This is a genomic window from Salinibacterium sp. NG253 (genome assembly GCF_015864945.1).
Taxonomy (GTDB): domain Bacteria; phylum Actinomycetota; class Actinomycetes; order Actinomycetales; family Microbacteriaceae; genus Rhodoglobus.
This window is the reverse complement of the sequence record NZ_JADYWF010000002.1, coordinates 16663-40438: the sequence shown is the minus strand read 5'-3', so window position 1 is coordinate 40438 and position 23776 is coordinate 16663. Positions and strand designations below refer to the sequence as shown.

Sequence of the window (23776 nt, the reverse complement as noted above, 5' to 3'; positions counted from 1 at the left end):
CATGTAAAACGTTTTGGGTATTTTTCCCCCAAAACGTTTTGGTCAACTAGGTTTTCACACACATCAAGCGTCTTAGCGTTCAGGTTCGATCTACCTAGGAGCAATTCAATGAAGAAAAAAGCAATAGCGATCGGCAGCATTCTTGCCCTCGCCCTGACCGGGTGCGCAGCAGGCACCAGCAGCGACACCTCATCCAGCGTTGACAACAACGACCTCCTCACCCTCACTCCTGCCGCCACCGGCGAGCTCGATTTGGTGACGTGGAACCTTCCCTTCGGCGAGCCAGCATCGCTCGACCCGATCAAGTCGTTCAACTACGCCGAGAACACCGTTGTGGCCAACCTGTGTGAAGGACTCATGCAGTTGCAGCCCGACTTCACGATCGAACCCGGGTTGGCCGAAAAGGTCGAAACCCCCGACGATCTCACCTACATCTACACAATTCGCGAGGGCGTCGAATTCTGGGATGGCCAGGAAATGACCGCCGATGACGTCGTGTACAGCCTCGGCCGCCATCAGGATGCCGACGAAGGAAGCTACTGGGCCGGCGGGCTCGTAGGCAACATCGCTTCCATTGAGAAGACCGCGGACTGGGAAGTCACCGTTACCCTCACGAAGCCGGATGCCGCCTTCAACTCCTACATGGTGACCCCCGTCGGCACGATCGTGGAGCAAGACTTCCGCGAAGCAGCTGGCGACACCTTCGGCAACCCGACCGGCAAGGTCATGTGCACCGGCCCCTTCTCCGTTGGAGACTGGGACCAGGGCCAGTCGATCTCGCTGATCAAGAACGACAACTACTGGAACAGTGACAAGCAGGCTCAGACGGCTCAGGTCGACATCAACTTCATCGTTGACGCAGCCGCTATCGCCACCGCACTCGACACGGGCGCGATCGATGGTTCGTACGACGTGCCGCTCGGTGCGCTCAAGTCGCTGCAAAGCTCGACCGAGGGATCCCTTTACCTCGGCAACTCGTTGCAGATCGTCGGCATCATCGGCACCGGAAACGGCATCTTCGCCGACCCCGCCGTTCGCCAGGCACTCATGATGGCGACCGACCGGGATGCCATTGCCGCGACCGTCTTTGAAGGCACGGCGAGCGCGTCACAGTCTCTCGTTCCCGACAACGGCTGGTCATATGGCGACGCCGAATTCACGGCAGGCCGCGACGAACTCGCCTCGGCAGAAATCGACATCGAAGGTGCCAAGGAAGTTCTGAAGGACGCCGAGGTCGACCTCACCGAGCCGATCAAGATCGTGTACCCGTCAGAGCGCACCTACTACGCCGACATCATCTCCGAGATCTCCAACGGCGCCCGCGCCATTGGCCTGACTGTTGAGCCGGAAGGGGTGCCCAGCGCCCAGTTCGGTGCATTCTTCTCTGACCCCGCAGCGCGCGAAGGCCACGACGCGTTCGTGACCTACAACTACATGGACGTTCCTGACCCGCTCGCGTTCCTCCGCGCAATCGCCGGAACCGGTGGATCGCAGAACTACAACGACTACAGCAACTCCTCCATCGACGCGTTGCTGGACGAGGCCGCTGCAACCGCCGATGACAGTGCGCGCGCTGAACTCGTGAACGAAGCGCAAGTGCTCGTGATGGAGGATCTGACCTGGATCCCGATCGTCGACCCTGCCGTTCGACTGTTCATGAATGACCGCGTCACGGGTGCTCCCGCATCCTTCGTTTACCTGTACTACCCCTGGGCTGCCGACCTCGGCGCTTCGGGCGAATAGTTCACACGCCCGGGGGTCGCGTGGCTCACGCCCGCGGCCCCCGGGGTTCGGCTCCAACGAAAAGGCTCATTCCGTGACCTTCATACTTCGACGACTGGCGGCGCTCATCGGCGTCCTCATCGCATCCAGCTTCCTCGTGTTCGCCGCCATGTATGCGGCACCGGGAAGCCCCGAAAACTTTCTCGTTCAAGGACGAACGGTAAGCCCAGAGGTGCTCGAAGCTATTCGAGCGCAGTACTCCCTCGATGACCCGTTCCTAGTGCGCTTCTGGAACTGGCTCACCAACGTGCTGCACGGCGACTTCGGTCGATCGCTCGCCAACCAGCAGGATGTCGGTGACCTGTTGGCCGCTCGCCTCCCCACCACACTGATGCTGGTCACGATGGCCGCCCTCATCATCATCGTTCTCGGCGTCGGCTTCGGCATTCTGGCGGGAACCCGCGGTGGCGTCGTCGACAAGATCATCCTCCTCGGCTCCAACTTGGGCTTCGCCGTTCCGACCTTCTTCGCCGCCCTCATCCTCATGAGCATCTTCAGCGTCGGCCTCGGCTGGTTCCCAGTCTTCGGGTCGGGCGACGGCTTCATCGACCGCGTCTGGCATCTCACTTTGCCCGCGCTCGCACTCGCCCTCCCCTCGTCTGCCGTCGTGGCGCGCATCACACGCACGTCCATTCGTGAAGAGCGTGACTCCGAGCACTCGGTGATGGCGCGGGCCCGCGGAGTAGCCGAACGTCTCGTCATGAGACGCCACGTCATCCGCAACTCGATGCTTCCCGTGAGCACCATCGTCGGCGTTCACATCGCCGGGCTGATTGCCGGGTCATTCGTTGTCGAGTACGCCTTCACCCTCGACGGAATCGGCACGCTGCTGGTTCATGCCGTGCAGCGAAAAGACTTCGCCGTCGTGCAGGCCATCGCGATCGTGCTGGTCGCGGCGTTCGGCATCATCAACCTTCTCGTTGACCTCTTCTATGCCTCCATCGACCCGCGAGTGAAAGTGGAGACAAACCGATGAAACAATTCGCTGAACGGATGGGCACGCTAGGCCTCATTGCGTGTGGAATCATCGCCGTTGTCGTTCTCGGTGCGCTCTTTGCTCCGCTGATCGCTCCTTACGACCCGACCATCGGATCTGTCACCCAGCGCTACCAAGGGATGTCTTTCGAGCACCTGTTCGGAACAGACCAGGCGGGCCGCGACATCTTCTCGCGCCTGCTCTGGGGAGCACGATCAAGCCTCACCGGGCCGCTCATCGTCGTAGCAATTACGGCAGTATTCGGAACCCTGATTGCTCTCACCGCCGTCTGGTGGGGTGGCATCGTCGACTCGTTCCTCAGTCGCGTACTTGACCTGCTCTTCGCCTTCCCCAACCTGTTGCTCGCCATGCTCGCTATCGCGGTCTTCGGCCCCAGCCTCACCACCGCGGCACTGGCTCTATCGGTGGCGTACATTCCGTATTCCGCGCGGGTGGTTCGCAGCATGGCGATGCGGGAGCGCAACCTGCCCTACATCCGCTCTCCTGAACTGCAGGGTATCCCGGGAATTGTGATCACCGCGCGGCACTTGCTACCGAACGTCGCACCCCTCATCGTGACCGGTGCCACCATCAACTTCGGGTTCGCGATGATCGAGCTCGCGGCACTCTCGTTCCTTGGCCTCGGCGTGCAACCGCCGGCAGCCGACTGGGGACTCATGGTGTCGAGCGGGCAGCAGTCACTCTTGAACGGCTACCCCGCAGAAAGTGTTCTTGCGGGACTCAGCATCGTCATCACCGTGGCCGCCTTCGGTTACGTCGGAGAACGACTCGGTGGCCGTGCCGCCGCAGGGAGGAAAGCCTGATGCTCACCATTGACAACCTCTCGCTCACCATTGGCCCCGATCTGCAGATTCTGCGCGAAGTGTCGCTCGCTGTCGCTGCGGGCGAAGCAGTCGGCCTTGTTGGCGAATCAGGCAGTGGCAAGTCCATGACCCTGCGATCAATCCTGCACATTGAACCGGAAGGATCGCGGGTCACCGGCACGATCACTTTCGATGGTGTGGACGTTCGCGGTCTCACCGGAGAAGCTCTCCGCCAGATGCGGGCCAACGATGTCTCGATGATCGCCCAGAACCCGCACGCCGTGCTCAACCCCGTGCTTCCTGTCGAGCGCTACCTCATTGAGGGAATGCATGACGCTCAAGGGCAACCCACGAAGACCGCCAAACTTCGGGCTGGCGAACTGCTCGAACAGGTCGGTATCGATGCCGTTGACCGCGTGCTGCGTTCCTACCCCCACCAGCTTTCCGGCGGCATGCTTCAGCGCGTCGTCATCGCCGGCGCGATAGCGGGAAAGCCACGCCTGATGCTCGCCGATGAGCCAACCACTGCACTGGATGTCACCACCCAAGCAGAGGTGATGGCCATCCTCGACGAGTGCCGACACGAACTCGGGATGGCGATGCTGTTCGTTACGCACGACCTCGACCTTGCCGCAGCAGTCTGCGACAGGATCGCCGTGATGAAAGAGGGAGAAATCGTGGAAATCGGCCTTCCTGAACAGCTTCGCGACAACCCGCAGCATCCGTACACCCGAGCCCTCATGGAATCGCGCCCCGCCGGACTCACCTGGACCCCGGAAGGCGGACCAACCTCATGACTACCCCAGCTATCACCGTCGAAGCGCTGAACAAGACCTTCCACACCGGAGCGAAGCAGAAAGTAAAGGCGCTCGACGAGGTCACGCTGAGCGTCGACAAAGGTTCGTGCCTAGCCGTCGTCGGAGAATCCGGCTCGGGAAAGACGACTCTCGCGCGCATTATCGTCGGCCTTGAAACGCCAGACTCGGGCAGCGTTACCGTCAGCGGCAAGCCCGTCGCCGCGCACGCCAACCGACGCGAACTGCGTCGTCGGGCGCGTGACATCCAAATGGTATTTCAGGACCCGCAAAGCTCTCTCAACCGTCGGCTCCCCGTTCGGGTTGCGGTCGACGAAGTGTTGAGAGCCCATTCGCGTCTCAGCCGAGCCGAACGAGAGGCGCGCTGCAGCGAGCTCTTTACGCTCGTCGGCTTAGAAACGCGTTTCCTTGACGCTCTGCCGAGCGAGCTTTCGGGCGGCCAGAAACAGCGGGTTGCGATCGCCCGCGCGCTGGCCGCGGACCCTGCCGTCATCGTGCTCGACGAATCTGTCGCGGCACTCGACGTCACTGTCCAAGCCCAGATTCTCGAGCTTCTCGCGAGTCTCCGCGCCACATACGGCCTCACCTACCTCTTCATCACGCACGACCTCTCTGTCGTGCAGATGATCGCCGACCAGGTTGTGGTGATGCGCCAGGGCCGCATCGTGGAGCGGGGAACGACCGCCGAAGTACTCACCAACCCGCAGCATCCGTACACTCAACTTCTCCTCGCCTGCGCGCCCCGCCCCGGCTGGAAGCCCGAGCGAGGAATGATCCGCAAGCTTCGGGAAGAGATCGCATCATGAGCACCACCCCTCCCTTTATTCAGATCAATTCAGCGGATGCCTTCCACCGCGGTCTGAGCCGCGGCGTCGCGATTGCTGAGACTCTGAAACGCGGCGTTGCGATCTATCTCGACCTCTTCGAGACATCCGGAATCAGCCTCGGCGATGTACAGAAGCATGCCGACAACGCCGTGCTCGTCACCGAACGCTGGAGCGCCGACCTCGCCGCCGAAATGCGCGGAGTAGCCGAAGGAAGCGACCTGCCGCTCTGGAAGATCGCCGCCGTGAACGCTCGCACCGAGATTCTCTCTCAAGCGATCGGCACCAAACCGGGCGAATGCTCCACCATCGTCAACGCCCGCGAGAGCCCGGTCGGAGCCCAAACGTGGGACTGGCACGACGACCTCGCCGACTGCTGGCACCTGCACGAAGTCAGCGGCACTCCCCGCACCTTTGTCGGCCTGACTGAGCACGGCATCCTCGGAAAAATCGGAATCAATGACGCCGGAGTGGGCATCATGCTCAACATCCTCGGCCACCAAGCAGACCGGCCAGACGGCGTGCCCGTGCACCTTGTTGCCGCCCGCGTTCTCGCCGAAGCGTCGACCCTGGCCGAAGCGGTCGAAATTCTGCGAACTGCACCCGTGAGCACGTCCAGCGCCATCACCGTCGTGAGCCCCGAAGGTTCCGTCACCGTCGAGCTGAACCCCGACGGCGCCGCCGTGCTTGAGCCAACCGATGGCGTGCTCATCCACACCAACCACTTTGTTGACCCCGAACTGAGCAAGGGCGAAAAACTGGGGCTCTACGATCCAGACACCCAAGCACGCTACGACGTTCTTACCGAACGAGCCGCCGCCGCACCGCTGCCCGCCGCGGCGAGCGCCCTCATCCCCTACCTCTTCTCCGAACCGGGTGACGCCGCCCAACTCTGCTGCGTTCCCGCAATCGGCGCAGTGTTCGGTGACCGCTGGGCAACATTAGCCACCATTACTTTGGATGCCGCGGCACGAGCAATCACTGTCTCCCCCGGTTCGCCCAAAGACGCCACTGCCGAAACAACCATCCGATTGGTCGCTACACGCTGATCGCCGCACGCTGACCGCTGACCGCTTCGCACCGTCACATGTCGCAACGCAGCACCCCCGAGTGTTAACGTGAGAACACCCCTTCGGGGGTAGCGGGCCGCAATTTCGGGGTGGCCCCAGCGACGGCCATTCGGGTGGCCATTACGCAGAGGAGCAACTGTGTCGGTGCAGCAACAATCGGGCGAACACGGATCCGTCGCCTCGCGACCACGTGAGCAGTGGTCGGGCCAGTGGGGTTTCATCCTGTCGGCCATCGGCTCCGCCGTGGGTCTCGGCAACATTTGGCGCTTCCCCGGTGTCGCCTACGAGAACGGTGGCGGGGCATTCCTGATTCCGTACCTGATCGCATTGGTCACGGCCGGCATCCCGATTCTCTTTCTTGACTATGCGATCGGGCACCGCTTTCGTGGGTCCTCGCCGACCGCATTCCGTCGTCTCGGCGGCAAGGCCGGCAAGTGGCTCGAGTCGCTTGGCTGGTTCCAGGTCTGGATTTGCATCATCATCGCCGTCTACTACGCCGCCGTTGTTGCGTGGGCAGCCAGCTACTTCACGTTCAGCTTCGACCTGCGCTGGGGTGACGACACTGCTGGCTTCTTCTTCGGAGAATTCCTTCAAACCTCTGACCCCGGCTTCAGCTCGCAGTTCGTGCCCGCCGTGCTCATCCCGCTCGTGCTCGTGTGGGTCGCGGTGCTCGCGGTTCTCGGCTCCGGTATCGCCAAGGGAGTGCAGCGCGCCAACGTGATCTTCTTGCCGCTGCTGGTGGTTGCCTTCCTCATCCTTGTGGTTCGCGCTCTCTTCCTCGACGGCGCTATGACCGGGTTGGATGCCCTCTTCACCCCCGATTTCTCCGCCCTGAGTGACCCGAGCGTGTGGATCGCGGCCTACAGTCAGATCTTCTTCTCACTGTCGATCGCCTTCGGCATCATGATCACGTATTCGTCGTACCGCAACCGCAAAGCTAATGTCACCGCGCCCGCGCTCGTCGTCGCCTTTGCAAACTCGTCGTTCGAGATCATCGCTGGCATCGGAGTGTTCGCGACGCTCGGCTTCTTCGCGTTCCAGCAGGGCGTTGGCGTCAATGAGCTCGAAGGTATCACTGGGGTGAGCCTCTCATTCGTCACCTTCCCCGCGATCGTCTCGCAAATGCCGGGCGGCCCCTTCTTCGGCATCCTCTTCTTCGGCTCGCTCGTCATGGCCGGCTTCACGTCGCTGTTGTCAGTGCTGCAGGTCGTGTCATCCGCGTTCCAAGACAAGTTCGGGATCACCGCCCGTCAGGCATCGATTCGCGTGGGCGTCGCGCTAGCGACCGTCTCGGTGTTGCTGTTCTCGACCACCACCGGAGTGATCACTCTCGACACCGTCGATCAGTGGGCGAACAATATCGGAATCGTGGGGGCGGCTATCGCCTCTACCATCCTGGTGATCTGGGTCTTCCGCAAAGGACCAGAGCTGGCGGCACATTTGAACTCGGTCTCCACCTTCAAAGTGGGGCGCCTGTGGCAACTGCTCGTCGGAGTTCTGGCGCCGGCCGTTCTGCTCTACATGCTCATCCAGCGAATCATCGTGCTCGTCACGGAAGGGTACGAGGGCTACCCCCTCTGGTACCTCGCGATTGCAGGTTGGGGCACCATCGCGGTGATCCTGATCGGCGCGATCACCATGACCGCTCTGCGCTGGAAGCACGATCCGGATGATTTCACCCCGTGGCCCAGCGCCCAAGCACTGAAGGAACTCAGCAAATGAGCGGCATCGCCATCACGTTCTTCGTCATCGCCGCCGTGCTCGTGTGGGGCGGCCTCATCGCGAGCATCATCTTCCTCGCCCGCAAACCCCAGCTCGACGTGTATCCCGAAGGCTCGGAACTGGTCAGCGACGACGACTAGCTTTCGCTGCGCAGTGAGTTCGACACGATCGGGTTGGTGATCGTTCCGATGCGTTCGATCTCGACCTCGACCACGTCGCCCGGGTGCAGTAACCAGGCTGGGGTGCGCGAGTAGCCGACGCCCGAGGGAGTACCGGTGCAGATAATGTCGCCGGGCTTCAGCGTGAAGCTGTGCGACACGAGCGAGAGAACTTCGCCCAGTTCGTAAATCATGTTCTTGGTATTGCCGTCTTGAACTTGCTCGCCGTTCACGCGAGTCTGCACCCGCAAGCCGTCGCGCAAATCTCCGACTTCGTCAGCCGTGACGAGGGCGCCAAGAGGGCCGCTGTTGTCGCCATTCTTGCCCAAGATCCACTGCGAGGTGAGCTTCTGGGCCCGCCGTGAGGTGACGTCGTTGAACGCCGAATATCCCATCACTGCCGCGCGAGCCTTATCCGCATCCGCATCAATCAGAGGCACACCGATGTAGGCGGCAATCTCGCCCTCCCAGTCGATTCCGTCCTCATTAGACGGCACGGGGATGGGTGCACCGCTCACGGTGAGCGACGAAGTCCAGCGTGCGAAAAGCGTCGGGTACTCCGGCAAGCCTGCATCGGCATAGCTTCCTTCGAGTACGTGATCGAGGTAATTGAGCCCGATGCAAATGACACGGGCACCCGGCAACACGGGAGGCACCAACTGCAATTGGTCGAGCGGAACAACCGTTCCGCCCTCGGACGAGTAGCTTGCCAAGGCTGCGGCCGGTGAGGCCCAGAAAGTTTCAAGATCCGTGAGGATGCGGGCGGCCTCCACGCCACCCTTCATCGTCAATTCTGCGATGAACGTATCGCTCCCCGGGGAGAGTCGTGCTCCGACAAGCCTCATGCCGCGCCTTTCTAAGCGATGGATGCAGGCGTAGCGCTAAGCGACCCTGCTTGAGTTCGATCCTCAGCCCGCCAGCGACCGCGGTCAACTGCCTGTCTCACTTCACGGGACACCTCCTACGGGAGCGCACAACTGCTGTGCTTCAATAGCGACGTGATGAGCGACGACGCTGGTTTCCGGCACTACCTATACCCATCGGACGATGAACGGATCGTGGGCCTCCGGGGCCTCGACGCGTACTCCTATCGGGAGGCCGCAAAACACGACGCCTTCACGGGAGACCTGATTCGGGGGTGGCAGCCGCTCTACCCCGCAGAGTTCGTCGGCGTCACTTCTGATGGCACGATCATCCCCGACCTCTTCGAAGCAGCCCCCAACGGTGCACCCGTCGCAGCGATGGTGAGCGCGGCAACGGCAGCGCTGGCGGCGCTCACTCCTGAGCAACGCGAGACGCTGCAGTACCCCGTGGATGCCGTGGAGTGGCAATCGTGGGCGAACCCCGAATTCATGCAGCACGACACCGGTCTCCGGCTCGAGTTTCTCAACGCCGACGCTCGCGAAGCGCTCCTCGGTCTCCTCGATGCAACGCTGAGCCCCCAAGGCGCCACGCTCGCTCGCAAGCTCATGCACATCAACGGCTACCTGGGCTGGCTTACCGGCCTTGAGCCGATCATGAACGACCTCAGCTACAACGCTTCTCTCTACGGAACCCCTTCGCTCACCGAACCGTGGGGCTGGCAAATCTTCGGGCACCACCTCGCACTGAACTGCGCGGTCGTCGCCGACCAACTCGTGATCTCGCCGATCTTCTTTGGCGCCGAACCCGACAAACTTCACGATGACGACGACCCCGCGCTGACCCCGCGCGTGACGAAGGCTCGCGCACTGCTGGCTGCGCTGACTCCGGCTCAGAGGAACACCGCCGTGCTCTTTGAATCGATGGTGGATCCCGCTATGCCGGCGGGCCGCATCCATCCCGGCGATGAGCGCCACCTTGCCGGCGCGTTTCAAGACAACCGCGTGATTCCTTACGAGGGAGTTCGCGCGTCGGAGCTCGAAGCGGATGCGCGCGATCGACTCCGTGAGCTCGTGCGCGAGTTCATCGATTACTTGCCCGAGGGCCCGGCCCGAGCCCGGCAACAAGAAATCGAAGCGCACTTCGACGACACCTGGATCTCGTGGATTGGCGGAACCGGCCCCGAGGATGTGTTCTACATCCGCGTACAGAGCCCCGTCGTCATCCTCGAACTCGATCACCACTGCGGTGTCTTCCTCAGCAACACCGAGCCTGCGGGGTTCCACATTCACACCATCGTGCGCACCCCCAATGGCAACGACTACGGCAGAGCACTGTTGCGACGGTACGAGGCGACTCATGACTGAGGATGCATATTCGGCAGCCCAGCAGCTCCTCTATCGCTACGGAGCGATCGCCGACGCCAAAGACATCCCCGCGGCGCTGGAGCTCTTTCGTCGCGCCACCGTCACGTTTCCTCAGCGCACCGTAGCGGGTGACGATCAACTCACCGAGCTCTACTCCGAGCTGTGGGGCAAACCCAACAACCACCGCCACATCATCACCAATGTTCGCCTTGTTGAGTCAGAACTGGGATACTCAGCCGTAGCTTTATATACCCGGTGGGAGTTCACTCCTGCCCCACTCTTGACGACGATGGGAGAGTACGAGATGTCATTCTCGCGCGACGGGCACACCTGGGGTATCGATTCCCTCATCGTCACTCGAACGTGGCCGGTGAGCTGATGTCCATCTTCGGCCGCGCCACAACGATCCTCAATATTGTCGCTGAGGGCCGCGGGCAGCTCTCCCTGACCGATCTTTCTCAGCGCAGCGGCCTGCCCCGCTCGAGCGTGCACCGCATCATTCAAGAACTCGAACGTGAATGCTTCGTCATTCGAGCGTCATCGGCCGGCGGCTACTCGCTTGGTCCCGGTGTCTTGAAGTTCGGGATGAACAGCCACTTGCAACTCGTCGCTGGCATGCGCCCCGTGCTCACCTCGCTCGCGCGGGCGGTGAACGAGAATGTCGAACTCGCCATCTTTAGCGGCCGAGAAGTCGTTGTCGTCGACCAGGTTGCCTCGACCGCGCGCCTTCATGCCGTCACTCAAGTGGGCAAGAGTTTTTCTTTGCACGGAAGCTGCATTGGCAAAGTGCTGCTGGCACAATTGCCCGACCAAAAAGTGCGTGAAGTGCTGCCTGACGTACTCGTCGGACACACCAACAAGACCATTACCGACGTCGACAAGTTCATCGCCGAACTCGATGAAGTGCGCGCCAACAATCTGGCGTTCGACCACGAGGAACGCGACGTCGGCATCTCGGCGGTCGCCACGTGCATCCAAAACTCGGCTGGCGTCAATCAGGCTGTCGCCATCGTGGCCCCCACCGAACGGTTTGACGTCTTGCAGGCGCTCTTCGTGGAACGGCTCATGAAATTGCAGGGAAGCATCGATACCCGAAACCTGCTGTTCGACTCTCGCAACATTCCCTCGGCCAGCTAGCTAGCCACCCCGCCCGCAGGTCAGCCGAGGTAACTCGACAACAGCCGGGCATCAGCGAGCAACTCTGCAGGCTTGCCCTCCAGAGTGATCTCGCCCTGGCCGAGCACCATCGCGCGGTCAGCCAGCCCCAGCGCACGGTCCACGCTCTGTTCCACAACGATCATCGCGACGCCAGAATCTCGAATCGCTCCGAGCGCTTCGTACACTTCGTCGACCGCGATCGGCGAGAGACCGAGAGAGATCTCATCAAAGACGAGGAGCGTGGGCGCAGACATGAGTGCTCGTCCGATAGCGAGCATCTGCTGTTGCCCGCCCGACAGGGCCGTTCCCGAGTTTTTGCGGCGCTGCTTGAGAATCGGGAAGATCGAGTAGACGGCCTCGAGCCGTTCAGCTTTCACGTGCTTGCGCGCATCCAATCCACCAGCGATCAGGTTCTCCTCGATCGAGAGCGTTCCGAAGATTTTGCGACCCTCCATGCACTGGGCGATCCCCAGTGCCGTCACCTCATCCGGGCGGAGGCCCGCAATAGATTTGCCGGCGAACGAGATCGTTCCTGAGGTCAACGGAACAGCGCCGGCGAGCGAGCGAGCCATCGTCGTCTTGCCCGCGCCATTCGCCCCTAAGAGGGCGATACATTCCCCGGCATTCACCGAGAGCGAGACGCCCTTGAGCGCATTCAGGCCGCCATAACGCACCCAAATGTCGTCGACGGTGAGCAGAGGTGTGCCGGGCACTGACGTCGCTACGCTCACAAGCGACGTGAGCGAGGCACGGATGCCCGCCCGCTTCTCCTCGTCAACCACGACAGTGTCGGCGCTCTCCGCAACCGAGCCAAGATAAAGCGATGCGACCACGGGATCAGCGAGCACCTTGGGCGTCTCATCAATCGTGACCATCTTGCCGAAGTCGAGAACAGCGGTGCGATCGCAGCACTGCGAAATGACATCCATCACGTGCTCAATGAGCACCATCGACTCGACCTCGGTGCGCAGGCTCTGGATGATCGCAATCAGCTCTTCGGTCTCCGCGCGAACCAGGCCGGCTCCGATTTCGTCGAGCAGCAGCACGCGGGGCTTGAGAGCCAACGCTCGGGCGAGTTCCAACCGCTTGCGGCGCAGCAGGGGCAGCTTGCCCGCAACCTCTTCGGCAAAAGGGGTGAGCCCCAGGCGCTCCAGGATGCCGGCAACGAAGGGCTCGAGCTCGCGCTGCGAAATGTGGTGGCCCGAGTTTGTCGCGGCGAGGCGCACATTGTCGGCCACGGTCATCCGAGTGAATGGTCGTGGAATTTGGTACGTGCGACCGATGCCCAAGCGCGCCCGATCGGCGGAGCTGAGTTTGCTGATGTCGCGGCCGTCGAACGTGACGGTGCCCGAGTTCGGCGTGAGCGCTCCCCCAATGACCCCGATGAGAGTGCTTTTGCCCGCACCGTTGGGACCAATGACACCCAAAACTTCGCCGGGCGCTACTTCGAGCGAAAGGCTATCGAGCGCACGAACCCCGCCATACGACTTGGTAATCGACTCGAGCTGCAATACGGCGGTCATGAGAAGTTCCTGTTCTTCTGCAGAGCGAGCGTGAGCGTGCCCCAGATCCCATTGGGCATAAAGCGGATGACCAGCACGAGAACCACACCGACGACGGCCAAGTGGATCTCGGGGAACTGGATGAGAAACTCGCCAAGCAACACGATAAATACGGCACCGACCCACGGGCCGACCTTGGTGCCCATGCCGCCGATGATGGCAACAGAAACGATGTCGATCGTCCAGCTCATCCCGAACCCACCGTTGGGCTGAACGATGCCCTGGTTGAGCGCCTGAATCGAGCCGACGATGGCGATGAGTGCACCAGAGAGTCCGAACGCCCACAGCTTGGTGCGATAGGTGCGCACCCCCAGCTGGCTTGCGACATCTTCATCGTCGCGCACCGCTTGCATCCGGTACGACCACCGACTGCGCAGTAAGAGCAGCACGCAGACCACGACGAACACGGCAATCAGCAGCGCGATCCAATACAGGTCATAGGCCTTGGGCGCTCTGGCGGTCAGATAGATACCTGCTTGGCCGCCGAACCACGGACTATTGACGACGAAGATGCGCATCGCTTCGGCGAGCGCGAGAGTGCCCACGGTGAAGTACAGGCCGCGAAGGCGGAACAACGCCGGGCTCACGATGAGCGCGAACAGCCCCGCGACTAGCGCTGCGAGAACAACACACAGCGCAATCGGCAAGCCCGCGTTGCTGGCTATCGCCATCGTGTAGACGCCGATTCCGAAGAACGCGGCCGAGCCGAGCGACACTAGCCCCGTGTACCCAGCGGCAATATTCCAGGCGGCGGCAAGCGCTCCCAGTTGCAGGATGCGAAAGCCGACCTCTTGCTGATACGTTCCTGCAAAGTACGGCACGGCGAAGGCGACTGCGGCCAGCACGGCGACGATGATGAAGTCTCTCGGGCCCACACGAGTGGGGGTCGCGATGCGACTGAGCAGGATAGAAATTCCGTTCTTCACAGTGAGCGCCTCCGTTTGAGGATTCCGTTAGGCGCGATGGCCAGAAGAATGATGAGCATGACGAGTCCAACAAAAGTGCGGTAACCGTCGCCGAAGAAGTAGGCGCCGAGTGATTGGATGACGCCGAGGGCGATTCCGCCCACAAAGGTGCCCATGATGTTGCCGAGACCGCCGAGCACGATGATTGCGAACGCGGTGAGCAAATATTCGGAACCGGATGACGGGGTGAACGAGAAGCACAGTGCGATGAGCACTCCACCCATCGATGCCAACCCTCCGTTGAGGGCGAAGGTGCCCCAGCGCACGCGGCTCACGTGGATGCCGACAATGGCCGCCGAGATCGGGTCTTCAGAACTGGCCCGCAGCGATCGACCGAACGAGGTGCGGGTCACCAACATCCAGACGGCCAGACAGACGGTCAACGAAATGGCGAACCCGATGAGGTAAATCGTCGGGAGGTTGATGGGGCCGATAGCGAGCGTTTCGCGGCTGAAGGCCGTGTCGAGCGATCGGCTGTCGCCGGAGAAGAACCGAATGAAGAGGTTCTCGAGAATGATCGCGAGGGCGAACGTGGTGAGCAATCCCGCTTCTTCGCCGTGCTTGGCGACGGGAGCGAGGATGAAGTGCTGCACGGGCGCGGTGAAGGCGAAGCCAAGCACAAAGACTATAGGCAACGCGAGCAGAGGGCTGATGCCCCAGAACGCGGCCAAGTAGAAGGCGGCGTAAGCACCAAGCACGACAATCTGGCCGTGCATGAGGTTGACGAGTTTCATCACTCCCAACACGAGGGAGAGCCCTACCGCACTGAGGGCGATGAGCCCACCGAGAAGGGCTCCGCCGAGGACTGTGTTAGCCAGTCCTACAGGGTCAATCGAGTTCATCCGAGAGTCATCCACATCGTTGTAGGGGCGGTGGGGTGAGGGGCCGACACCGCAGTGCCGGCCCCTGTGTCACCGGGATTAGGGAACGGGAAAGAGGAAGTCCCCTGTCGCCTGTTCCGTCGGCCACACGATGATCGGAACGCCGTCTTGCCACTGCGACGACACGACGGGGATCTTTGCCGCGTGCTCGTCATCAAACTTCACCGGACCGACGGCGTAGATGCCGTCGGTTTCGCCGATGGCGTCGTTGATTTCGTCTTTGTCGAGCGACCCTGCTGCTGCGATGGCATCCATCAGCACCATTGCTGCCGTGTAGCTATCAGCGATGTGCTGGCTCGAGGTCAGGCCGGTCTCGGATTCGAACGCGTCTTTCAGCTCTTCTGCGCCGGGGTAACCGAAGGACGGATCCCAGTAGGCTCCGACGATGATGCCGTCGGCGAGGTCTCCGAGCGCTTCAGCGAACTGCACTGGCTCGGCGCCCTTTTCGGCCACGATGACCTTCGGGGTCCACCCGATGGCTGCCATCTGCTTGCGGATGGAGATCGCCGCTGGTGTGATCGACGAAATGAAGACGATGTCAGCGCCTGACTCTTTGGCCTTCTGAATGGCGGCCGAGAAGTCGGTGTTGTCGGCGGGGAATTCGATATTTCCCGCGATCGTGTACCCCTGGTCGGCAGCAACGGCTGGCCAGATTTCATTACCGATTGCTTGCCCGTCAGGGCCGTTGTCGTGAAGGATGAACACTTGCTTGTTGGTTTCGATCCCATTCGCCTCAAGCGCTTCGAACGGGGCGACAGCCTGGTCGGCGACCGAGAAGAAGATGTCCCAGGCGTAAGTCCACTCCTTCACGGACTTGAATACCTCGATGGGGGTGCACTCCGCGACGAACGGAACGCCCTGAGAATCGGCAACGACCGCTCCCGGGTTGACTAAGTCAGGGGTGCACGAGCCAAGCAACGCATCCACCTTGGTGGAAGAGATGAGGGTCTTGATCGATGACGTGACCTCGTTGGGGTCGGACTTATCGTCGACGAGAGTGAGCTCAACTTCGCGAGCGGTTCCATCGATCATGATGCCGCCAGCAGCATTCACTTCGTCGACGGCGTGCTGGTAGCCCCATTGAAGGAAGCTGCCGAAGCCTGCGAGCGCTCCGCTGAGGGGAATTGTTGCTCCGATGCGGATGGGTTCTGAGGAATCAGAGGTTCCTCCATCCGCCCCTATGGGGGAACAACCAGTCAGGGCAAGTGCTGTTGCCGTGATGAACGCGAGGCCGCCAGCCAAGCGCCTACGTCGGGTACTGAGGTGCATCGCGAATCTCCTTTGATTGCGGCCCGTGGTGCACGGGATACCCCATACTCAAACCCTGTCGGCAAGCAAACAACTTTCCATCCCGTATTTCGGGACAGAACTTCGGCGCCCGCTTTCGCTACTTCTAGGCTCGGCGACGTGAGCAATGAAGCTACGCCGCCAACAGCGGCAACCGACAACTATGACGTGATGATCGTGGGACTTGGTCCCGTAGGAAAGCTACTGGCGATCCAACTTGGCCGTGCCGGTCATCGCGTCCTCATCGCCGATCGCAAGACCGAGGGCTATCCCCTGCCCCGTGCGGTGACTCATGATTTTGAGTTCGCGCGCATCTTGCAATCCATCGGTCTGGCCCCGGACACGATTCCGGAGATCACCGAGCCGTACGACGATATGTATGTCTGGCGCAATGCCGAGCGCCAAAGCCTTCTCGAAGTCGACTGGAGCGGAATCGGATCATCCGGTTGGTACAACACTTACTTCTTCAGCCAACCTGCGCTTGAAGACCGCATGGAGGCGGTGCTCCTCTCCTTGCCGACGGTGACCGTGCTTCGCGGATGGTCGGCAGAGGTCATCGCCGACGACGACGTTGTCTCGACCCGACTGAGCAACCTCGCCACAGCAGAGGAACTCATCGTTGAATCCCGCTACCTCGTGGGCGCTGACGGCGCAAACAGCACTGTTCGCCGGTGGGCCGGTATCGACTGGCACGACATGGGCTTCTTCTACGACTGGCTTGTCGTCGATGTCATCCCCGATCCCTCTCTCGAATTTCCTCACGTCGCGATCCAAACCTGCGATATCGCTCGTCCCGCCACGATGGTTCCGGGCGGGCCCGGTCGTCGCCGTTGGGAGTTCATGCGCTTGCCTCACGAGACCATCGAGTCGCTCAACAAGACCGAACGAGCGTGGGAGTTGCTCGAACCGTTCGGAATTCGCCCCGACAACTCAGAGCTCGAACGACACTCGGTGTACACCTTCCAGGCCGGTTGGGCCACCAGCTGGCGTCAGGGCCACGTGTTGTTGGCGGGAGACGCCGCCCACCTCATGCCTCCTTTCGCCGGCCAGGGTTTGGGCGCCGGTCTGCGCGATGTCATGAACCTGTTCTGGAAACTCGGGGCTGTGCTTGACGGTCGCGCCGCCGAGAGTGTTCTCGACACTTACGAGACCGAACGCCTCACTCACATTCGCGAGTTCATCGACTTCTCGATCTCATTGGGGCGCGTGATCTGCATCACGGATCCCGCAGAAGCAGCAGAACGAGACGAACGGATGATCGCCGAACTCGCCAAGGGACACGCTCCCCCTGCGCCTCCCGCTCCGCTACTGGGCCCCGGACTTCATCTCTCCAACGGCGGACAGCTTTCGCCCCAAGCGACTATTCACTTCGACGGTTCCGCTGCCCGCTTTGACGACCTGTATTCAGGGGCGGTACTGATGATGGCGCAGGCAGAGCTCTACACGCTTCTCTCCCCTGAGGCCGCCGCTGCGATCCGCGATCGGGGCATCACCGTCGTGGCGCTCTCCGGTGAGCATCCCGCCGTCATCACGATTGACGAAGTCGACGGCACGTACGCTGCCTGGCTCGACCAGCTCAACGCCGAGAGCGTGCTCATCCGCCCTGACTTCTATACCTTTGGCGCCGCCGCTGGGGTCGAGACCAGCGCCATGATCCTCGCCTTCAGCGACCAGCTCGGTGTCTCCACGCTGGAGGCACGAGCATGAACGACACCGGTTCGCTCAGCGGCTATCTCGTGCTCGACCTCACTCGCGCGTTGGCAGGCCCTCACGCCGGAATGATGCTGGGCGACTTAGGCGCGCGAGTCATCAAAGTGGAGACCCCCGGCACCGGCGACGACACTCGCGGGTGGGGCCCGCCCTTTGTCGGCGACGACGGAGCTCAGGAGTCGACCTACTTTCTCTCCACCAATCGGAACAAAGAATCGATCACCCTCAACCTGAAGGATGCAGCAGACTCGGCTCTGCTGGCAGACCTCATTGCGCGGGCTGATGTGCTGCTCGAGAATTTTCGACCAGGAACGCTCGATCGCTTGGGATTCTCCCCCGCACGCTTAGAGGAGCTCAACCCGCGCCTCGTGTTGTTGTCGATCAGTGGCTTTGGCCACGACGGTCCCGAGGGCGGACGGGCAGGCTACGACCAGATCGCTCAAGGCGAAGCCGGGCTCATGTCGATCACGGGCAGCAAGCCAGACGATCCCCAGCGCGTTGGTGTGCCGATCGGCGACTTGCTCGCCGGCATGTACGGCGCCTATGGCGTGCTCGCGGCGCTGCTCGAGAGAGAGCGCACAGGAAAAGGGCAAGTCGTTCGCACGTCGCTTCTCGCCTCCGTCGTCGGAGTGCACGCCTTCCAAGGCACGCGGTGGACGGTCGCCGGCGAAGTCGGGCTGGCGAATGGCAATCATCATCCATCCATCGCTCCCTACGGGCTCTTTCACACGGGATCTGGAGCGGTGCAAATTGCGGTGGGGTCGGAGAGTCTCTGGGCGCGGTTGTGCGCCATGACCGGGATCGCAGTCGATGACGAGCGCTGGGCATCCAATGGTCAGCGTGTAGACAATCGTGACTCCCTCATCGCCGCCTTAGAAGAAGTATTCTCGGATTGGAATGCGGATGCCCTGCTGATCGCTCTCGAGGAGGCAGGCATCCCCGCCGGGCGAGTGCGCAACTTGCAGCAGGTGTACGAGTGGGACCAAACCCAGTCGCAGGGACTCATCGTGGATGTCGACCACGCGACCCTCGGCGAGATCAGCCTGCCTGGCCCGCCATTGCGTTTTTTCAGCGCCGACGGCGAAGAGCACACGCGCACGGCACACAGCGCGCCGCCGACCCTCGGACAACACAACGACTCTGTGCGTGATTGGCTTAACCAATGAACATCCGTCCCAGTGCTCGCGAGCTCATCGCCATGACGCTCGACGATGACACCTTTGTCAGCTGGAACTCGCCGCTGGCTCCGTTGCCCATCGAGGAGAACTACCGCAGCGAACTGGAGGCGGCCCGCGCCAAGACCGGTGAAGACGAATCACTCGTCACCGGCGAAGGCCTACTCAATGGGGCGCGCGTCGCTGTCGTCGTGGGTGAGTTCCGTTTTCTCGGTGGCTCCATCGGCGTCAACGCCGCGACCCGGATGGTGGAGTCCATCCAACGCGCAACCAGAGAGGGCCTGCCGGTGCTTGCCGCCCCCGTCTCGGGCGGAACGCGCATGCAGGAAGGCACCCGGGCGTTCTTGCAGATGGTCAAGATCACCGAAGCAGTCGTGGCGCACAAAGCAGCGAAACTTCCCTACCTTGTCTACCTCCGGCATCCCACGACCGGCGGAGTTTTCGCTTCGTGGGGTTCGCTAGGCCACATCACAGTCGCTCAAACGGGCGCTTTGGTTGGCTTCCTCGGCCCCAAGGTCTACAAGGCGCTCTATGGTGCCGACTTTCCGGAAGGTGTTCAAACCGCCGAGAACCTCTTCGCCCACGGCATTGTCGACGCCGTGCTCGATGCCAAGCATTTGCGCACCATGGCCGGCGAGGCTCTGGCAATCATCGCTGCCGCTGATGATTCCGCTCCCCCGCCGGCGGAGGAACCCGCGACGCAGATTCCATCGTCGTGGGAGTCGATTCAGATTTCGCGCCGCAGCGGGCGCCCCGGCCTGCGTTCGCTTCTGCGCTACGCCGCGACCTCCATCGTTCCCCTGAGCGGAACCGGTCAAGGCGAATCGAACAAGTCGGCCGTGGTGTCCTTGGCCACCATCGGCGGACGAGGAACTGTTGTTGTCGGGCTTGATCGGCGAGCACAGGGCGAAGCCGAGCTGGGTCCGGATGCTCTGCGCCAAGCCCGTCGCGGAATGGCTCTCGCCGCGGAACTAGGGCTGCCGCTCATCACCGTCGTTGATACTCCCGGAGCAGCCCTTTCTCGCGAGGCGGAGGAGGGCGGTCTCGGCGGAGAGATCGCACGCTGCTTAGCCGAGATGTTGGATCTTTCCGTACCGACCGTCGCCGTAATTTTGGGTGAAGGTACCGGAGGCGGCGCACTCGCGCTCATGCCCGCCGACCGCGTTATTGCAGCCAGGAACGGGTGGCTCGCGCCGCTGCCGCCCGAAGGAGCCAGCGTGATCATGTTCGGCGACACCACGCACGCCGCGAGCATGACCGTCGACCAGCGCGTGCGTTCTCAGGATCTGCTCGACGACGGAATCGTTCATGAAATCGTCGAAGAATGGCCCTCTGCTGACGTCGAACCCGCTGAGTTTTGCCGAAGAGTCGGCCACGCGATCGTGCGCCAGCTAGCCGACTTGGAGCGCCAAGACAACGATCAGCGCCGGGCCGCGCGCACGGCCAACTACCTCGGTCTCGGCATCGCAGACAGCGGTGCAGCGCGCCCCGACCAGATCGGCGACCACGACTAGCGTTCACGTCGCAACGAACGAAAGGGCGGGCATCCGATGATCTGGATGCCCGCCCTTCGCCTTTATGCGATTATTCCGAGCTGTCGCTGCCCTCGGTAGCGCCGGCGGAAGTCTCGCTGAGTGCTACTTCTGCAAGCTTTGCTGCGAGCGAGTCATCAACCGAGTTGGTGGGTGAGCTGCTGGCGGCGCTGCCGCGAGCACCTTCACCAACAGCCTGACCAACGGCACGGCCCTGGATGATCGAGGCGAGGTCGAGACCCGTTGCAGCCTTGATCGATTCGAAGGAGCTACGCAAAGCGATTGAGCTTTCGTTGCCGATGGTGTCGGCTGCGCTTGATCCGCTGCCGCCGATAACGGTGACGGAACCGATCTGACCGTAACCCTTTGCCCACTGTTCCATAACGAGCGGCAGGGATTCGAGGGCACGCTGAGCGAGCAGCGCATCTTGGTGCTTGGCGAGAGCCGCAGCTTCTGCCTCGATGCTTGCTGCTCGCGCCTCACCAGAAAGGCGAACGGCATCCGCGTCAGCGGCGGCGCGAACGCGCACTGCCTCTGCTTCAACAGCCGCGATCTGTGCCTGAGCTTCTGCACCCTTGACGAGACGGTAGGCGTCGGAGTCGGCATCCTTCTGCGCCTTGTACAGGTTGGCGTCAGCGACGCGCTTCACGTCAGCGTCGAGCTCAGCCTGACGGTTCTCGGCACGCTGCTGCAGAACGCCCTGCTCGGCCGTGGCGCGAGCGAGCGCTTCAGCCTGCTCAGCTTCAGCGTTGGCCTTACCGACCTCAGCCTTGGAGTCTGCGGTGTTCTTGTCGAGCGCGGTCTGCTCGATCAGGTTTGCCTCGGCAACAGTGATGTTGCGCTTCGAGATCTCGCGGTTAGCGTCAGCCGTGGCGAGTTCTGCTTCACGACGCTTCGACTCGATCTGCGGGGTTCCGAGCGACTGGATGTAGCCAACCTTGTCGCCGATGCCCTTGATCTGGAAGGAGTCGAGAATCAGTCCCTGCTCCGACAGTTCGGTCGAGACATCCGTCGCGATCTGGTCAGAGAACTTCTTGCGCTCACGCATGAGTTCAACAACCGAGAGGGTTGCGACAACACCACGAAGAGCACCTTCAAGCTGCTCAGTCGTGAACTGCTCGATGGCGGCATCCTGCGAAGCGAAACGCTCGGCAGCGCGGCGAACCAACGCAGGGTCCGAACCGATCTTCACGATCGCGACTGCTTCGACCTGAAGGGTCACGTTGTCAGCTGACTGCGCCTCTGCAGTCATTGACACCTGGCGCGAACGCAGCGAAATCGTCTCGTGGCGCTGCGTGATCGGGTTGACCAAAGCCTTGCCGTTGACGATAACGGTGACGGCGGAATCGTTGCCTAGGCCGTCCTTCTGCGAACGACCCGAAACGACGAGAGCCTCGTCGGCGCGAGCGACCTTGAACCAGGCGCGAGCGATCAGCAACATGACCAGGAAAAGTACAACAAGGATGACCACCCCGATTCCGATGAGGAGGACGAGTCCGCCAGTGGCGAAGATTTCCATGTATGCACCTTTCAAAAAATGAGCGATCTGCACCCATTGTCCTTGGTTAGAGGCTGCGCATCCACTCTTCGATGCCGGTTGCCGTAATGGGCAGCGCTTCGGAGAGAACTTCGTGGCCTGTTGGGGTGACCATCACGTTGTCTTCGATGCGCACGCCGAGGCCGCGCAGCTCGGGTGGCACCGTGTTATCCCACTCGTGAAAGTACAGTCCGGGCTCGACCGCCATGACCATTCCGGGCACGAGTTCGCCGCTCTGGTAGGCGGAGTAGCTCGACTGTGCGCAGTCGTGCACGTCGAGACCGAGGTGATGACCGATGCCGCAGACAATGTAGCGACGGTGGTGCTGACCCTGCGGGCTCAGTGCCTCATCGACCGAGACCGGAAGCATGCCCCAGTCGTGCAGACCTGATGCGATTACTTCGAGCGCAGCGAGATGAAAGTCGCTGAAGATCTTGCCGGGGCCAACCGCCGCGAGGCCCGCACGGTGTGCCTTCTCGACGAGGTCGTGCGCTTGACGCTGGGCGGCAGAGAACGTTCCGGATGCCGGAAGCGTGCGCGTGACATCCGCCGTATATAAGGAGCGGGCTTCCACTCCCATGTCGAGCAGCACGGCGGCGTCGGGATTCACGGGGCCGTCGCAGCGCACCCAGTGCAGCACGGGAGCATTCTTTCCGCTGCCGACGATCGTGGTGTAGCCGGTGCCATTGCCAACGGTGCGGGCGTAGCGATCAAAAGTTCCCTGCAACCAGCGTTCGCCGCCGAACTCGATGGCCTGCGGAATTTCGCGCGCGACGGCCTTGAAGCCTTCGATCGTGTGGTTCACAGCACCGCGCAGTTCGGCGATTTCCCACTCGTCTTTGATCATGCGGATCTCCGAAAGCACGCGACCAAGATCCTGCGAGACCGGGATGTCGCGCAACAGCGGGCGGGCGCCGTGCAGTGATCCGGTCAGCGCGATGTCGCTCGCACGCACCAAAGCTGCATCGAGTTCCGAGAGTGGACGCGTCTCAATCTGCAGCGCGGCCGTCCACTCGGGCATCCCGGGGGCGGAGCCGACCCAGAGTTCACCGTGGGCGGCATCCGCAAAGAAATCTGCCTCACCGGGATATGCCGGAGCAGGAATAAACAGTGTTGCGTCGTGGCCACCGGCCGTGGGGCTCATGACGAGCACGGCGTCTTCGGCCGAGCATCCGCTCAACCAGAAGAAATTGCTGTCGGGGCGGAACCCGTAGTAGTTGTCGTTCACGCGCACTGGAGCCGTGCCGCCGGCCACCACAATCGTGCGTCCAGCAAAGGCGGGGCTCAGCCGTGCGCGGTGCGCTGCCGTTGCCGCTGCGATGCCCGGCACGGTGTCGGGCGTGCGGTCGGGAGTAGCCCACCCCGTTTCCATGTACTCAATGAACCCGGTCGCGTTGCGCAGGTGCGGCAAGCGCGGGTCGCCACGATCGGGATGCGGCACTGACGCTGAGGGAGCGGTGTGCTGGTGGGCATCGGGCATGGGAACGGATTCCGGCGACATGGTTTCCTTTGAGCGAAGTGTTGGTGTCACCAGTCGGGTGAGAACTGGCTGCACCGCCACGGTATCAGC

General features: G+C 62.0%; 21 protein-coding genes. 14 read left to right on the top strand and 7 right to left on the bottom strand.

The window, feature by feature from the left end; genetic code table 11:
- Positions 1-108 precede the first annotated feature (108 nt).
- The 8 genes from I6E52_RS10055 (at position 109) to I6E52_RS10020 (ending at position 8153) form a co-directional block, all read left to right on the top strand.
- A complete protein-coding gene (locus I6E52_RS10055) occupies positions 109-1743 on the top strand; it encodes an ABC transporter substrate-binding protein (RefSeq protein ID WP_197138351.1) in 1635 nt (544 codons plus the stop codon).
- A gap of 73 nt (positions 1744-1816) precedes the next feature.
- Positions 1817-2758, top strand: a complete 942-nt coding sequence (locus I6E52_RS10050) for an ABC transporter permease (protein ID WP_197157121.1) — start codon at positions 1817-1819, stop codon at positions 2756-2758.
- Entirely contained in the window at positions 2755-3582 is an 828-nt protein-coding gene (locus I6E52_RS10045) for an ABC transporter permease (RefSeq protein WP_197138347.1), read from the top strand. Before I6E52_RS10050 ends, I6E52_RS10045 begins: the two co-directional genes overlap by 4 nt.
- A complete protein-coding gene (locus I6E52_RS10040; protein ID WP_197157119.1) occupies positions 3582-4379 on the top strand; it encodes an ABC transporter ATP-binding protein in 798 nt (265 codons plus the stop codon). Before I6E52_RS10045 ends, I6E52_RS10040 begins: the two co-directional genes overlap by 1 nt.
- Entirely contained in the window at positions 4376-5203 is an 828-nt protein-coding gene (locus tag I6E52_RS10035; RefSeq protein ID WP_197157117.1) for an ABC transporter ATP-binding protein, read from the top strand. The genes I6E52_RS10040 and I6E52_RS10035 overlap by 4 nt, the downstream gene beginning before the upstream one ends.
- On the top strand, positions 5200-6270 hold the full coding sequence (locus I6E52_RS10030) for a C45 family peptidase (RefSeq protein WP_197157115.1): 1071 nt from the start codon (positions 5200-5202) through the stop codon (positions 6268-6270). Before I6E52_RS10035 ends, I6E52_RS10030 begins: the two co-directional genes overlap by 4 nt.
- 159 nt (positions 6271-6429) lie before the next feature.
- The gene (locus I6E52_RS10025; protein ID WP_197157113.1) at positions 6430-8013 is read left to right on the top strand and encodes a sodium-dependent transporter; all 1584 of its coding nucleotides are present in this window, start codon (positions 6430-6432) and stop codon (positions 8011-8013) included.
- Positions 8010-8153 carry a MetS family NSS transporter small subunit gene (locus I6E52_RS10020; RefSeq protein WP_197157111.1) on the top strand — a complete coding sequence of 48 codons (144 nt, stop codon included), beginning with the start codon at positions 8010-8012 and terminating at the stop codon, positions 8151-8153. The genes I6E52_RS10025 and I6E52_RS10020 overlap by 4 nt, the downstream gene beginning before the upstream one ends.
- On the opposite strand, the gene I6E52_RS10015 is transcribed toward I6E52_RS10020, so the two are convergent.
- Complete coding sequence (locus tag I6E52_RS10015) at positions 8150-9016, bottom strand: fumarylacetoacetate hydrolase family protein (RefSeq protein WP_197157109.1); 867 nt, start codon at positions 9014-9016, stop codon at positions 8150-8152. The two genes, I6E52_RS10020 and I6E52_RS10015, sit on opposite strands and share 4 nt — an antisense overlap.
- 156 nt (positions 9017-9172) lie before the next feature.
- Between I6E52_RS10015 and I6E52_RS10010 the strand changes: the two genes are divergently transcribed.
- Genes I6E52_RS10010 through I6E52_RS10000 form a run of 3 tightly spaced genes read left to right on the top strand, consistent with a single transcriptional unit; the run spans position 9173 to position 11536 of the window.
- Positions 9173-10399: a DUF3500 domain-containing protein gene (locus tag I6E52_RS10010; RefSeq protein WP_197157991.1), complete on the top strand. Its 1227-nt coding sequence runs from the start codon at positions 9173-9175 to the stop codon at positions 10397-10399.
- Positions 10392-10778: a nuclear transport factor 2 family protein gene (locus tag I6E52_RS10005; protein ID WP_197157107.1), complete on the top strand. Its 387-nt coding sequence runs from the start codon at positions 10392-10394 to the stop codon at positions 10776-10778. The genes I6E52_RS10010 and I6E52_RS10005 overlap by 8 nt, the downstream gene beginning before the upstream one ends.
- Positions 10763-11536, top strand: coding sequence for an IclR family transcriptional regulator (locus tag I6E52_RS10000; protein ID WP_197108436.1), 774 nt, complete (start codon positions 10763-10765; stop codon positions 11534-11536). Before I6E52_RS10005 ends, I6E52_RS10000 begins: the two co-directional genes overlap by 16 nt.
- Positions 11537-11556: 20 nt before the next feature.
- Here the strand turns inward: I6E52_RS10000 and I6E52_RS09995 are convergent, their stop codons facing one another.
- From I6E52_RS09995 to I6E52_RS09980, 4 genes are all read right to left on the bottom strand, one after another.
- A complete protein-coding gene (locus tag I6E52_RS09995) occupies positions 11557-13080 on the bottom strand; it encodes an ATP-binding cassette domain-containing protein (RefSeq protein WP_197157105.1) in 1524 nt (507 codons plus the stop codon).
- On the bottom strand, positions 13077-14045 hold the full coding sequence (locus tag I6E52_RS09990) for a branched-chain amino acid ABC transporter permease (protein ID WP_197108446.1): 969 nt from the start codon (positions 14043-14045) through the stop codon (positions 13077-13079). The genes I6E52_RS09995 and I6E52_RS09990 overlap by 4 nt, the downstream gene beginning before the upstream one ends.
- Positions 14042-14926: a branched-chain amino acid ABC transporter permease gene (locus I6E52_RS09985; protein WP_197108448.1), complete on the bottom strand. Its 885-nt coding sequence runs from the start codon at positions 14924-14926 to the stop codon at positions 14042-14044. The genes I6E52_RS09990 and I6E52_RS09985 overlap by 4 nt, the downstream gene beginning before the upstream one ends.
- Positions 14927-15004: 78 nt before the next feature.
- Positions 15005-16234, bottom strand: coding sequence for an amino acid ABC transporter substrate-binding protein (locus tag I6E52_RS09980; RefSeq protein WP_197108451.1), 1230 nt, complete (start codon positions 16232-16234; stop codon positions 15005-15007).
- Between the two features lie 138 nt (positions 16235-16372).
- On the opposite strand from I6E52_RS09980, the gene I6E52_RS09975 reads away from it, so the two are divergent.
- The 3 genes from I6E52_RS09975 to I6E52_RS09965 are packed head-to-tail and all read left to right on the top strand — an operon-like array spanning position 16373 to position 20651.
- The gene (locus tag I6E52_RS09975; protein WP_197157104.1) at positions 16373-17959 is read left to right on the top strand and encodes a bifunctional 3-(3-hydroxy-phenyl)propionate/3-hydroxycinnamic acid hydroxylase; all 1587 of its coding nucleotides are present in this window, start codon (positions 16373-16375) and stop codon (positions 17957-17959) included.
- Positions 17956-19128, top strand: coding sequence for a CaiB/BaiF CoA-transferase family protein (locus tag I6E52_RS09970; protein WP_197157103.1), 1173 nt, complete (start codon positions 17956-17958; stop codon positions 19126-19128). The genes I6E52_RS09975 and I6E52_RS09970 overlap by 4 nt, the downstream gene beginning before the upstream one ends.
- Positions 19125-20651 carry a carboxyl transferase domain-containing protein gene (locus I6E52_RS09965; protein ID WP_197157102.1) on the top strand — a complete coding sequence of 509 codons (1527 nt, stop codon included), beginning with the start codon at positions 19125-19127 and terminating at the stop codon, positions 20649-20651. The genes I6E52_RS09970 and I6E52_RS09965 overlap by 4 nt, the downstream gene beginning before the upstream one ends.
- A gap of 70 nt (positions 20652-20721) precedes the next feature.
- On the opposite strand, the gene I6E52_RS09960 is transcribed toward I6E52_RS09965, so the two are convergent.
- Both I6E52_RS09960 and I6E52_RS09955 read right to left on the bottom strand, forming a co-directional pair.
- Entirely contained in the window at positions 20722-22188 is a 1467-nt protein-coding gene (locus I6E52_RS09960) for a flotillin family protein (RefSeq protein ID WP_197157101.1), read from the bottom strand.
- 46 nt (positions 22189-22234) lie between these two features.
- A complete protein-coding gene (locus I6E52_RS09955; RefSeq protein ID WP_231602063.1) occupies positions 22235-23707 on the bottom strand; it encodes an aminopeptidase P family protein in 1473 nt (490 codons plus the stop codon).
- Positions 23708-23776 lie beyond the last annotated feature (69 nt).